The sequence below is a fragment of the Gloeothece verrucosa PCC 7822 genome (assembly GCF_000147335.1).
Classification (GTDB): Bacteria; Cyanobacteriota; Cyanobacteriia; order Cyanobacteriales; family Microcystaceae; genus Gloeothece; species Gloeothece verrucosa.
The window spans coordinates 1907849-1920692 of sequence record NC_014501.1; the positions used below are offsets into that span (position 1 = coordinate 1907849).

10 protein-coding genes are annotated in these 12844 nt (G+C 39.6%); 3 read left to right on the top strand and 7 right to left on the bottom strand.

Annotation, left to right across the window (positions count from 1 at the left end; genetic code table 11):
• Nucleotides 1-20: 20 nt before the first annotated feature.
• The 6 genes from CYAN7822_RS08515 to CYAN7822_RS08540 form a co-directional block, all read right to left on the bottom strand.
• Nucleotides 21-1166: a fatty acid desaturase gene (locus CYAN7822_RS08515; protein ID WP_013321843.1), complete on the bottom strand. Its 1146-nt coding sequence runs from the start codon at nucleotides 1164-1166 to the stop codon at nucleotides 21-23.
• A gap of 180 nt (nucleotides 1167-1346) precedes the next feature.
• On the bottom strand, nucleotides 1347-2189 hold the full coding sequence (locus CYAN7822_RS08520; protein WP_013321844.1) for a nitrate ABC transporter ATP-binding protein: 843 nt from the start codon (nucleotides 2187-2189) through the stop codon (nucleotides 1347-1349).
• Nucleotides 2190-2427: 238 nt separating this feature from the next.
• The gene (locus CYAN7822_RS08525) at nucleotides 2428-4443 is read right to left on the bottom strand and encodes an ABC transporter ATP-binding/substrate-binding protein (protein WP_013321845.1); all 2016 of its coding nucleotides are present in this window, start codon (nucleotides 4441-4443) and stop codon (nucleotides 2428-2430) included.
• 119 nt (nucleotides 4444-4562) lie between these two features.
• Nucleotides 4563-5402, bottom strand: a complete 840-nt coding sequence (gene ntrB, locus CYAN7822_RS08530) for a nitrate ABC transporter permease (RefSeq protein WP_013321846.1) — start codon at nucleotides 5400-5402, stop codon at nucleotides 4563-4565.
• 72 nt (nucleotides 5403-5474) lie between these two features.
• Entirely contained in the window at nucleotides 5475-6827 is a 1353-nt protein-coding gene (locus CYAN7822_RS08535) for a CmpA/NrtA family ABC transporter substrate-binding protein (RefSeq protein ID WP_013321847.1), read from the bottom strand.
• A 755-nt stretch (nucleotides 6828-7582) separates the two neighbouring features.
• The gene (locus CYAN7822_RS08540) at nucleotides 7583-8149 is read right to left on the bottom strand and encodes a DUF2854 domain-containing protein (RefSeq protein WP_013321848.1); all 567 of its coding nucleotides are present in this window, start codon (nucleotides 8147-8149) and stop codon (nucleotides 7583-7585) included.
• 156 nt (nucleotides 8150-8305) lie between these two features.
• Between CYAN7822_RS08540 and CYAN7822_RS08545 the strand changes: the two genes are divergently transcribed.
• Nucleotides 8306-8491 carry a hypothetical protein gene (locus CYAN7822_RS08545; RefSeq protein WP_013321849.1) on the top strand — a complete coding sequence of 62 codons (186 nt, stop codon included), beginning with the start codon at nucleotides 8306-8308 and terminating at the stop codon, nucleotides 8489-8491.
• A gap of 56 nt (nucleotides 8492-8547) precedes the next feature.
• Here the strand turns inward: CYAN7822_RS08545 and queF are convergent, their stop codons facing one another.
• The gene (gene queF, locus CYAN7822_RS08550) at nucleotides 8548-8964 is read right to left on the bottom strand and encodes a preQ(1) synthase (protein ID WP_013321850.1); all 417 of its coding nucleotides are present in this window, start codon (nucleotides 8962-8964) and stop codon (nucleotides 8548-8550) included.
• Nucleotides 8965-9207: 243 nt separating this feature from the next.
• On the opposite strand from queF, the gene CYAN7822_RS08555 reads away from it, so the two are divergent.
• Entirely contained in the window at nucleotides 9208-10470 is a 1263-nt protein-coding gene (locus CYAN7822_RS08555; protein ID WP_013321851.1) for an AAA-like domain-containing protein, read from the top strand.
• Nucleotides 10470-12815: a CHASE2 domain-containing protein gene (locus tag CYAN7822_RS08560; protein ID WP_013321852.1), complete on the top strand. Its 2346-nt coding sequence runs from the start codon at nucleotides 10470-10472 to the stop codon at nucleotides 12813-12815. Before CYAN7822_RS08555 ends, CYAN7822_RS08560 begins: the two co-directional genes overlap by 1 nt.
• The last annotated feature ends 29 nt before the right edge of the window (nucleotides 12816-12844 follow it).

The window sequence follows — 12844 nt, forward strand, 5'->3', positions numbered from 1 at the left end:
TTTTTTTCTCAATATTGAGCTTAAATATTGAGGAGATCAGCCTCTTGTATATTTTTTGAAAAGAAATCTCTGATGATAAGCCTTAGATTATTACGTTTTTCATGTAGCTTGTGATATTCGGGAAATTGCTGACACAGAATGTCATTCACTTCTTTACAAAAATAATTAGGAATACTAGAATTTATGTGATGAAGTAGATGGTAAGTGGCAAATCCCGCATACCAAAAATATTTTTCTGAAAAATTAGAAGTAAAATAAAAATTGGCTTTCATTGCACCTTCTTGGCCTTTAACATTAATAAGGGCATGGTCGACCAGAGTCCGAAACGCAATACAAGAAGCGGTAATTACCAGAGTAAAAAGATACATAAATATAAACATCATCGATAATTTAGACATTTCCCAAAAGATCAGAAAACAACCTAAAGTAATGGAGTCGCCAATAAGAATTTTAGAAAACTCTTTATAATTTTTTCTTAGGGAGTATGCTTGGGGCGAAACTAAACCAATGGGACTTATATAATTAAAATAAATAAGCTGTGTTTTTTCTGAAACCATAAAAAATGGTTTAATCATCAGACGCACAATGAGAATTAAAGAAAGCATAAATGAATGAATAATCACGTTTAACCAAAAAGCCCCTAAAGTTTTTTGATTGATAAACGGAGGTAAAGTATCTAGCTTTTCTTCATATCTATTGGTATTTGAATGATGACTGAAATGTCCCCACCTATAGGCTGAAGCATTGAGAGGAAAAACTATTGGTAATAGATATTTCATCGCAAAATTAGCTCGTTTTGAATAATATTGCTCAGCATGAATATAATCATGTAATAAAGTGCCCAGATAATACAAAGAAATAGATAAAAAACTGGTTGACAAAATGAACATTATGACATCAAAAATCGAAAAATAAGCGAAGTTATCGGGAAGAATCGCTGCGATTTTAATCATAACGACATATCCTAAAAAACAAGTCGCTAGATTAATGAACACAGTTTTTTCATAAAATTTTTGAGCTTCTTTTTTTCTTTTTACAGCTTCATATTTCATGAAATCTGTAGTGACAGCAATAATTTCCGAATAATTCATGAGATTTTTAATTTTTATTGAGCGTTGATGATTGAGTGAGAAAGCAAATATTTTTTTTGCAATATTCTCTGTCATATCATACGCTAAAGCGTTAAAATCTCCGACTGTAGAAACACTGAGTTTTTAACCTTGATTTATTCTAAACCCTATATTAATCCCGTAATTTTACTGAATTTATCGAGAACTATCAAGTTTATCCCAAAAAATATAAACCCCACCAGAGGGCAGGGTCTAAATTTAAGATGAAAATTCAAATTAAGCTACATCATCGTGGGCAAAACGGTTATAGAGGAAATCTAGGGCATAATTGCGGAGATCGTAATATTGAGGGTCTTCCATAATGCGGTCTCTGTCTCTGGGGCGGGAGAAAGGAATTGTCATAATTTCCCCGATGGTTGCATGAGGTCCGTTAGTCATCATTACCAAACGATCCGCTAAAAAGAGGGCTTCATCAATATCATGGGTAATCATCAACACGGTACAGCGATGATCGTTCCAAATTTTCAATAATTCTTCTTGTAATTCTTCTTTGGTAATAGCATCTAGCGCCCCAAAAGGTTCATCTAAAATCAGCACTTCAGGACGAATCGCTAACGCCCGGGCAATAGAAACCCGTTGTTTCATCCCCCCAGAAATTTGAGTGGGTTTTTTCTCAGCCGCTTCAGTCAACCCTACTAACGCCAAATGTTCTCTGACAATGGCGCGTTTTTCAGCTTCGCGCTTGTTAGGAGAAACCGCATCAACTGCCAAATAAACATTTTCAAAAACACTTAACCAAGGTAAAAGGGCGTAGTTTTGGAAAACCACCATGCGATCAGGGCCCGGTTTAGTGATCGGTTTTCCATTAACTCTTACTGAACCAGTGGTAGGGGTGGCAAACCCAGAGATCATATTTAACAAAGTAGACTTACCACAACCTGAGTGACCGATCACACAGATAAATTCGCCTTCAGCTACCGTTAAGTTGACATTTTCTAAAACCGTATAAGGACCTTTGGGAGTGGGATAAACCTTAGAAACATTTTCAACCGTGACAAAAGCTTTGTTAAAAGATTGTTGAGCCTTGAATTGTAAAGATTGAGGTTTAACTGTTTGCATGATTGACTTGATCCTTAAATATTGTATAACTAATGGTGAATGGGAAAAAAAAGGGAAAAGAACAAACCCGGCAGGAAATCTAGTACCAGATTGATAGCCTCTAGACTTACCCGTTATTAACGAGTGAGTAATGAATGTTCTTTCCCCTTTCTGCCGAGGGAAAACTTTAGGCTACCTTTTCTCCTTCTCCCCCCTTCGGGGGGGTGGGGGGATACCAGGGGAAAAACTGATGCTTGTGTTAGGCGGCACTAGACACAGGGATAGTTGTCCGCCCTGCATCTAAATGTACCTCTGCCATCGTAAAATCTCGTTTAATCGATAAACTATTGAGATAACCTACCGGATCTTCTGCATCAAAGGTGATCTTATCAAATAATTTGATCGGTTCTCGACGGTATTTGATATCTCCTAAACCTAATTCTCGCGCGGCGGTACTAAACACACTGACGCGACAAACCCGTTCGAGAATTTCTACCCAGTTGCGCGGGAAAGGAATATGACCCCAGCGTGCCATCTGAGTCATCATCCAAAGGTGTTCCGTGCGTGACGGACGGTTCATTCCTTCCCCATAGAACATATGATGAGCGTATTCTACGGGTTTTTCCAAATTACAGCTATATTGATTCGGATCACCCAGTTGAATGTAGTCGACATTGGTGGCTAAATACTGGCGAGTCGCTAATATTTCCCGAATTTCTTGCTGATGGGCTTCTTGGCTACAGTAGCGGCAGGCTTCTAATAGTGCTTTAACCAGAGCAATATGGGTATTAGGATAAGTATTAGCCCAGTCTTCCCGAACCCCTAACACTTTGCCGGGATGTCCTTGCCATATCTCTAAATCTGTAGCTACCGTAAAGCCTACCCCTTCCATCGCCGCGCGAAGGTTCCAAGGTTCACCCACACAATAACCGTCAATGGTACCTGCTTTAAGGTCTACCACCATTTGTGCCGGAGGAATGGTTTCTAAATGCACATCATGGTCCGGATCAATTCCCCCAGAAGCTAACCAGTAACGTAAGAGAATATTGTGCATTGAGGAAGGATGAACCATACCGAAAATATGACGGTTATCCTTGGACTCTAGCAGCATCCGCTTGAGTTGGCTGACGGTGTGAACGCCCTGTTCATAAAATTTCTTGGCTAGAGTAATTCCGTTACCATTGCGAGTCATGGTTAAAGCACTGACCAGAGGTAAAGGTTCGTCTTGATGACCTCCGGCTGTCAACCAAGTGGGCATTCCGGCCGGCATTTGAGCGGCATCTAAAAACCCGCCTTTAAGGCCATCGACAATTCCTCGCCAACTGGTTTCACGAACTAAATTTACTTCATCTAATCCATGTTTAGCAAAGAAACCCATCTCCTTAGCAACGGCTAAGGGGGCGCAAGCGGTCAGGGGGACAAAACCAATTTCTAGATTAACTTTTTCCAGTCCATGACGAGCGACAACGGCGGTTTTCTTGGCTCTTAATTTCTTAATCTTTTTCTGTTGATTGAGGAAGTAAATAATCTCACTTCTTAAGCTGTAGTAACTGGGATGATTGACCACTTCCATACGCTGACGAGGACGGGGTATATCCACTTCTAAAATACCGCCAATTTTTGAGCCTGGACCGTTGGTCAGCATGACGATTTTATCGGATAGTAAAACCGCTTCATCGACATCGTGAGTTACCATCACCGAGGTAATATGATATTCATCACATATCCTCATTAATTGTTCTTGTAGATTGCCTCGGGTTAAAGCATCTAATGCGCCAAAAGGTTCATCTAACAGGAGCAATTTAGGACGAATGGCTAGGGCCCGACCAATGGCGACCCGTTGTTTCATCCCCCCTGATAGCTGACCAGGATATTTATCAACAGCGTGGCGTAATCCGACTAAATCAATGTGTTCTTCAATAATTCCTTTTCTCTCGCCGGCGGGTAAGCCACTCATGACTTCATCTACTGCTAGAGCGATATTTTGTCGCACGGTTAACCAGGGTAGGAGCGAGTAGTTTTGGAAAATCACCATTTTGTCGGGTCCGGGTTTTTTAACTTGTTGACCCTCTAGGGTGACGATTCCTTCGGTGGGTAAATCGAGTCCGGCAATCATGTTTAATAGGGTTGATTTACCGCAACCAGAGTGACCAATTAAAGAGATAAATTCACCTTGTTTGATTTCTAAATCGATGCCTTTTAGGGCTACGTATTCACCGCCGCCGGTTAGCGGGAAGATTTTTTCTATGTTGTCAACTGCTACAAAAACACCCATGTTTTATATCCTCTTGATTTTTATTTGGCGCAAAGTCGCAAAGGAACAGAGATGGAGATATATGTTTTTCTTTTTTTCCCCTCTCGGAGTGGGAGAGGGGCACTCTGGTGAGGTGGTTTTTATTGGCCGGGAGCGATTACTTTTTGTAGGTAAGCAATTGCACGGTCGAGGATTAAGCCTACTGCTCCGATGTAAATGACGGCTAGTATGATTTCACTGATGTAATTTTGTTGGTATGCGTCCCAGATAAAGAAGCCAATTCCGACAATACCTGACATGACGATTTCTGCTGCGATAATTGCCAACCACGCCAACCCGATCGCAATTCTTAAGCCGGTGAAGATGTAAGGAAGTGCAGAGGGTAATAAAATTTTGAAGAAGAATTTTTGATTGGATAACTGTAAGACTTGTTGAACGTTGATGTAGTCTTGGGGTATTTGTTTTACGCCTTCTGTGGTGTTAATTAAAATCGGCCAAACTGAGGTGATAAAGATAACAAAGATTGCCGCCGGTTGGTTTTGTTGTAGGGCAACTAAGGCGATGGGAACCCACGCTAAAGGCGCAACCATTCGTAAAAATTGGAAAATGGGGTCTAAAGCTTTGTTGATGAGGGGTTGAGTTCCGACTAATATTCCTACACTAATTCCGATAATCGCTGCGAGTGAATATCCTTGTGCAACTCTTCCTAAACTCGCTAAGGTTTGCCAGAATAATCCTTTATCTAATCCACCCCGATCATAAAAGGGATACAGTAAGAGTATTCTTGTTCTTTCATCTGTCCAAAGGCTGCTCGGTGGGGGGAGTTTAATTAATCCGATAGTTGATATGAATTGCCATATTAATAAAAATCCCGCAACTCCTAATAGAGGAGGTATGATATTATCTTTGTTCTTTTTCCAAAAGTCGGAAAAAGCATTGTTACTATTACCATTTTTGCGAATTCTTGCTGTTGCTGTCATTTTTTTTCCCTCTTTAAAAAGCTTGTGAATGAAATGATTGTTGATTGACTATTAATCTCTAATGATTAATAACTAAACTTTTTTAATTTTTAGGCTCTTTAAATAAGCCTCTGGATTTTCTGGGTCGTATGTAATACCATCAAAGAAGGTTTCAACTCCTCTGGAGGTACTTGTCGGAATATCGGAGAATCCAGCGTCTTTAGCCGCTTCTATCCATAAGTCCTCCCGATTAACTTTGTCTACAATCTTTTTGGCTGTATCAATATCGGGAATAGCGTCTTTATGGAAACCCCAACGAATGCTTTCGGTTAAAAACCAGAGATCGTGACTCTTGTAGGGATAGGAGACGTTACCTTTGCCATCTTTCCAGTACAAGGGGCCTTCGTCTTTACTCTTAATATCGGGTTTTCCGTTCCCCATCTTGTAGAATCCTTTGTAGGGAGATTCGAGAATTTTTTCAGGGATATTAAAGTAGCTACGTCCGGCAACCATTTTGACTACGGTGGCGCGATTTTGGTCTTGATCGATCCATTGTTGGGCTTCCATAATGGCTTTAAGTACGGCTTTGGTAGCTTTGGGATTTTTGTCTACCCAGTCAGCGCGAATGGCTAAATATTCTTCAGGGTGATATTTCCAAATTTGAGGAGTTAAAGCCGCCATGTAACCGATGTCTTCGGTAATGATTCGATAAGGCCAGGGGTCACCGGTACTGAAAGCATCCATCGTTCCATTCCGCATCCCTTGTACGGTTTCAGCCGGGGGAACGGCTAATAAGTCAATATCTTTATCGGGATCGACACCACCGGCTGCTAACCAATATCTAATCCAAAAATCTTGGTTAGCATTGGGGAAGGTATAAGCGGCTTTGAATTTTCTGCCTTGGGTTTTGGGCAAACTCTTGATATAGTCGGCGGCTTTAGATACATCTACACCAATGTCTTTACCTAAATGTGCTTTAGAGATCGCTATCCCATTCCCATGAGTCACCAACTGCGCTAAAACATACATGGGAACTTTTCTACCATTGGTAATAATTCCTTCAGTAATTAGGTGAGGCATGGGCATCTGCCATTGACCCCCGTCAATCCCTCCACCTTCAGCACCGATGACTACGTTGTCTCTAGCCGAAGCCCAGTTAGCTTGTTTAGAGATTTCTACGTCGGTCATCCCATATTTGGCAAAAAATCCTTTTTCTTTAGCAACAATTAGAGGGGCAGATTCCACAATGGGGATATACCCTAATTTAATTTTGGTGGTTTCTGGCTGCTGATCAGCACTGAGATTAGCCGCTTCGACTTTTTCGCTTGTTCCTCCAGTGGTGTCAGGAGGATTTCCGACACAACCTTTGAGAAATACTGCTGCTGCTGCTGATGCAGAAGCCGTTAATAAGAATTTCCGACGTGAATATTGAGAGAAATTAGACATGAAAACCTCCTTCCTGATAGATTGAATACAGGTAGATGACTCTTATTTGTTATAAGTAAAAATCTCTTAAGGCTTTATTTGCACTGATTTACAGCATCTCTAAAGCTTTTTTTAGAGAACTCCTTGCTAGGTTTTTTAATTGATTTGGTTAATGGCTTAACTTGATTATTCAGTTTAGCATCATCTTAAGAAAAATCTTAACTTTTTATTGATCACAACCAAAGAAAAATTTGATTGAATCGATAAGTATAGATTAACACTAATGATTATCAGGTTAGAGAATGAATTTTGTCAATATATAGATTTTAATCAATAGAAATAATTGAAACAAAACGAGTGAATTAGACCTTGTTGGTCAATATATAGATTCTATTCAATAGAAATAATTGAAACAAGAGGGGGGAATTAGACCCTGTTGGTCAATTTATAGATTTTATTCAATAGAAATAATTGAAATAAGAGAGGGTAATTAGACCCTGTTGGTCAATTTATAGATTTTATTCAATTTGAATCATTCAAAAAATAGGAGGGTTTAAGGATTGTGCCCTTATTAGTAAGCTCACATCTCGCACCAGAACAAAATTCTTTAATAAACCTCAGTTCAGTCAATACTTACCGATTACAAGCCAAAAACCGGAGCGATTACTCCGGTTGGCCTCTATAATTAATTGGTGAAGTCCCGCACGGCCTAGGCAGATGGGCAAAAATGAGGACATTAGATAAATTAGATCTAGTTCATGTTGCCCACCAGACAATTAAACGGAACTGTTTTGAGCTTCAACAACGGTAATTAAAGCCAGATCAATACGCTTTTCATCAGGTTGGGTAATTTGAGCGCGAATACCCGGGCCAAAAAACTTTTCTATCTTCTCTTGTTTTTCTTGCCACTGCTCGAGAGAAATAAAAGGAGACTCAAATTCTAAAATAAGAGCATAAGCTCCATTGATCGAGGTTTCTTGCAGACTAACTAATACCGGTCTTTCTTCATCAATAGGACTTAACCCCAAACGTTGTAAAGACTCATCTAAATGAGCTTGTTGTCCATAGCGATAGCGGGTAACATCTTTACGAATTTGATTTTGGGTAGTAGTAGCTTGTTGCTCCCGTAGGGCAAGAATTTCTGATGAAGGCGGCTGACTATAAGGAACCGGTTTAAGTTCAGCCGATTTTAGGGCTAAACCGCCCAGTAATATCGGTACACCATAAAATAATCCTGCTAAATTCAGGGTAGCATTGCCTGTGGCATAAGCAATAAATCCAACAACAGTTAAAATACCACCGAGAGTTAACCCCAACGAAGCTAAGGAAAATTGACGTAACATTTATCCCCACCTAGAACAAGTGATACAACTAGCTTATGAATAAACAACACTATAACCTACGGTGGGCAATAGTTACTTAATGACTACTCTTGCTCGGCTCTGGGTTTTCGCGCTCCCGTGTTACTTTATAATTAGTGCTAATAGGAAAATCTGACAATGGATAAAGTGACGATTATTGAGCAAATTCGGCAAGTCCAAAGCAAGCGAGAGTTTTTGATTGGGCTTTTAGATAGAGCGGATTTAGGTACACTAAGAATTGATGTTAATCAAGCCATCGAAGAACTTGACGAATTAATCGACGACTTTAGGCTAACTTTCCCCGAGGAAAATTTGCCATACTAAAGCAGGTTTCTAGGTAATAGCTCAGTTCTATCACCTAGAAACCTAACGCCATCTATTTACTGAGGTTTTTTATAATTCACTTCAATAACGGTGTGGACGTTGCCGCGCGGGTTAAAATCTCCCTTAATCTGGACTTCTAAAGGATCGCAGGCAGCCACAAAGTCATCTAAAATCTGATTGATCGCCTCTTCATGAGAAATATAGCGATCACGGTAGTTATTAATGTATAACTTAATTGCCTTTAACTCCACCACTTTTTCATTAGGGACATAAGTCAAATAAATGGTAGCAAAGTCGGGATAGCCAGAAAACGGACATTTACAGGTATACTCCGGTAAAGTAATCTGAATGTGATAGTGGCGACCAACACGAGGATTGGGAAAAGTAAATAACTCTCCTTGAGCAATTTCTCGCTCGCCATATTTGAGTTGAGCGGCTTCAGCAGAGGGTTGTTGTTCAGTAAAATTACTCATTAATCCTGATCTTAATTTTATGGCAGTGGGCAAGAGTTGATTCAATGATCTTAGCAAAGCCGCTTGTTAAGTTACGATAAGTTGCATCCTTTAGCGAGGGAGAGCATAATAGACATAGATTATACTGAGAGCATCTACGGCATTTGATCAAGACATGATGAGTGTTTCAGTCTTAAAAAAAAAAGACGTAAGCGAGGAGTAATCTTAACTGAAGCCGGACTCAATAAGCTTGAGGAGGCTAAAGTGGAAGCAGAATTTAAAGATAACAACGGACATCGCTATACTCTAGAGCAGATGAGCGAGCGTACAGGATTAACTCCTGATACTTTAATTAAAGTCTTTGCTTGTGAATCGAAGGTCGATAAGCAAACCCTCCAAACCTGCTTTAAAGCCTTTCGTCTCAAATTAGAACACCATGATTATTTTTACCCAGATTTTGACGATGAAGAAGATTTGCCAACCCTGGTACCTCCGAACTATATTCAACCAGCCATTCCTGTTTCCACTCACGATACAATTAGTTATGTAGAGCGTCCTCCCATCGAATCGATCTGTTATGAAACTCTTCAACAACCCGGGGCCTTGCTTCGCATTAAAGCCCCTAGTTTGATGGGAAAAACTCTTCTCATTAGTAGGATTTTAGGATTTTTAGGGAGACTTGAGTATCGGACTATTCGTTTGAGCTTGGAACTAGCTGATCGAAAAACCCATTTAACACAACTCAATAAATTTTTACGTTGGTTTTGTCTCAACCTTTCTAGAGAACTCAAAGTCCCCAATTGTCTAGAAGATTATTGGGATGAAGAAGGAATAGGAGCCAAAGTTAGCTGTACTACCTATATTGAAGAATATCTATTACCTCAAGCCGATAGTCCTTTAGTTTTATGTTTAGATGATGTAGACTTACTGTTTCCTCATCCTGAAATTTACGAGGACTTTTTTGGACTATTGCGCTCTTGGTACGAAAAAGGCAGAACTCGAGCGAGTTGGCAAAAACTCAGGTTAGTCCTAGTTCATTCTACTAATGTTTACATTCGTCTGAATATTAATCAATCTCCCTTTAATGTAGGGATACCGATAGAATTATCAGATTTTACTGAAGAACAAGTGCAACAACTGGCTCAACAATATAATCTAGAATTCACTCTTGATCAAATACAAAAACTAATGGGGATGATTGGAGGACATCCTTATTTATTAATCAAAATGTTTGCTTATCTCAAAAGCTATCCGAATTTTACGCTAGAGCAAGTTTTACAGGAAGCACCGACAGATGCCGGAATTTATGGTTCTCACCTGAGAGAATTTTGGTTTAATCTTCAAACTAATCCAGAATTAGCAACAGTTTTCAAAAAAATTGTTAGCTCTACCTCAGCTATTAATATTGAACCCGTACAAGCTTATCAGCTTCATAGTATGGGATTAGTAGAGCTATGCGACAATTACGTCAAACCTCGTTACAATTTGTACCGTTTATACTTTTCTAGCCACCTCAAAGATATGTAATGAATTTCAATTCTCACTCGTTCTACCCATATCAACCAGGAGGAAGTTTACCGCCTGATTCTCCTACTTATGTCGTGCGTCAGGCCGATTTGGAGCTTTATAATGCTTTGTTAGCCGGAGAATATTGTTATATTCTCAACGCTAGACAAATGGGAAAATCGAGTTTAAGAATTCAAACCATGCGTAAACTAGAAGCCAATGGTTTTGCTTGTGCTGAAATTGAGTTATCTGGCATCGGTTCTCAACAAATTACTCCTAATCAATGGTATGGTGGAATTCTTCAAGAGTTAGCGAGCGGCTTCAACCTCAATTTTAATCGACGTGTTTGGTGCCGGGAACGAGAGGACCTTTCACCCATACAGAGGTTGAGCGAATTTATTGAAACTGTATTACTGGAGCAAATTACCCAACCTTTGGTGATTTTTATTGATGAAATTGATAGTGTTCTAAGTTTACAATTTCCCACAGATGAGTTTTTTGCTCTGATTCGCCACTGTTATGACAAACGAGCTAAGAATTCTCAATATAAACGTTTATCTTTTGTCTTATTGGGAGTGGCTACCCCCTCAGATTTAATTACCGACCCTAATTCGACTCCCTTCAATATTGGGAGAGCTATTGATTTAAAAGGGTTTAAAATTGAGGAAATAAGCCCTCTAGCTCTAGGATTTATTGGCAAAGCTGATCAGCCAAAAGCTGTGTTAAAAGAAATTTTATATTGGAGTGGAGGACAGCCTTTTTTAACTCAAAAAATTTGTTGGTTAGCGATTAAATCCGCCTCGTTTATTTTGGCGGGGAAGGAAAAAATACAGGTTAAAGAATTAGTCAATCAGCAGATCATTGAGCATTGGGAATCTCAGGATGAACCTGAACATCTACGAACGATACGCGATCGTTTGCTTCGCACGGCTGGCTCGCAGGTAACCCTGTTAAAGCTCTATCAACAAATCCTTAAAAGAGGCAAAATTACGGCTAAAGATAATCTCCATCAGATGGAACTGCGGCTAACTGGATTAGTCACCAAACAACAGGGAGAATTAGTCATTAAAAACCCAATTTATCAATTGGTATTTAATCAAAATTGGGTGGCTCAACAACTGCAAATTTTAGAAGGAAAACCCACTAGCCTTTCCCTAATTACTGTGGCGTTTTCAAGTATTTTCATTGCGCTCCTCGTGCTGGGAATGCGATGGCTAGGAATATTTCAAAGTTGGGAACTCAAAAGTCTAGATCAGATGATGAATCTTCTTCCTCCAGAAACTCCCGACGAGCGTCTGTTGATTGTGGGTGCAGATGAAAAAGACTTAAGACTTTATGGTCATCCAATTCCCGATAATATTTTAGCTAAATTGCTGGCTCAATTGAATCAATATCAGCCTTATACCATCGGGTTAGATATTGTTCGAGATCAACCTGTGCCTCCAGGATATCAAGATTTAAGCCGAGTTTTTAAAACGAGTAAAAATTTAGTGGCTGGCTGCGCTTTTGGCGGTAATAATCCTAATCAAAGAATTAAACATCCTCCTCTAATTCCCCTAGAACAAATTGGTTTTATAGATGTCTATTCCGAAGATAGTCAGTACAATAACCAAGATTACACGGTGCGGCGCTATTTATTATCTCGTAGTTCTAACCCCGAGAATTCCTCTTCAATTTGTAACACCCCTTATTCTTTTGGATGGCAATTAACTTACCGTTATTTAAAAAACAAGAACATTCCCGTGACAGTGGTGGGAGATAACTGGAAATTTGGAGATTTGCTCATTTTACGCTTACAACCCCATAGTGGCGGCTATCAAAAAATAGACGCTCGTGGCAATCAAATTCTCCTTCGTTACCGAAAAACCCCTGATCCTCAAAAGATTGCCCCCCAATTATCTTTTAGAGAGGTTTTAAATAAAACGGCTAAACTTAAACCAAATTTAGTGAAAAATCGAGTGGTTTTAATTGGGGTTGTGGCGGCAAGTGTTCCTGATCCGCATGATACTCCCTATGGCAGAATTCGCGGTTTATATGTTCATGCTCATTTAGTTAGTCAGTTGCTCAGTGCTGTTGAGGATAAACATCGATCTCTGATCTGGTGGTTTCCTTGGTGGGGTGATGCTTTATGGATTATGTTATGGTCATTGACAGCAGGTTTATGGATTCGCTGGCATCAAAAACCTCTTGCTCAAAGTATCGCTCTGGGTTTTTCTATTGTGCTTTTATATGGTTGTTGTTGGTTTGGGTTAATTCAAGCCGCTTGGTTTCCTTTCATTCCTTCTCTATTGGCTTTAATTGTGACAGGAATTAGCTTAATCGGAATGCAAATTTTTCTGCGGCAAAGAGACAATGATAACCTTTAAAATTGTTGATGAAGTTTTGGTCTAGAATC

What these genes read in the sequence shown, in the direction of transcription:
- CYAN7822_RS08515 (WP_013321843.1), bottom strand. Translation starts at nt 1,166, where the DNA reads ATGACAGAGAATATTGCAAAAAAAATATTTGCTTTCTCACTCAATCAT.
- CYAN7822_RS08520 (WP_013321844.1), bottom strand. Translation starts at nt 2,189, where the DNA reads ATGCAAACAGTTAAACCTCAATCTTTACAATTCAAGGCTCAACAATCT.
- CYAN7822_RS08525 (WP_013321845.1), bottom strand. Translation starts at nt 4,443, where the DNA reads ATGGGTGTTTTTGTAGCAGTTGACAACATAGAAAAAATCTTCCCGCTA.
- ntrB (WP_013321846.1), bottom strand. Translation starts at nt 5,402, where the DNA reads ATGACAGCAACAGCAAGAATTCGCAAAAATGGTAATAGTAACAATGCT.
- CYAN7822_RS08535 (WP_013321847.1), bottom strand. Translation starts at nt 6,827, where the DNA reads ATGTCTAATTTCTCTCAATATTCACGTCGGAAATTCTTATTAACGGCT.
- CYAN7822_RS08540 (WP_013321848.1), bottom strand. Translation starts at nt 8,149, where the DNA reads ATGTTACGTCAATTTTCCTTAGCTTCGTTGGGGTTAACTCTCGGTGGT.
- CYAN7822_RS08545 (WP_013321849.1), top strand. Translation starts at nt 8,306, where the DNA reads ATGGATAAAGTGACGATTATTGAGCAAATTCGGCAAGTCCAAAGCAAG.
- queF (WP_013321850.1), bottom strand. Translation starts at nt 8,964, where the DNA reads ATGAGTAATTTTACTGAACAACAACCCTCTGCTGAAGCCGCTCAACTC.
- CYAN7822_RS08560 (WP_013321852.1), top strand. Translation starts at nt 10,470, where the DNA reads ATGAATTTCAATTCTCACTCGTTCTACCCATATCAACCAGGAGGAAGT.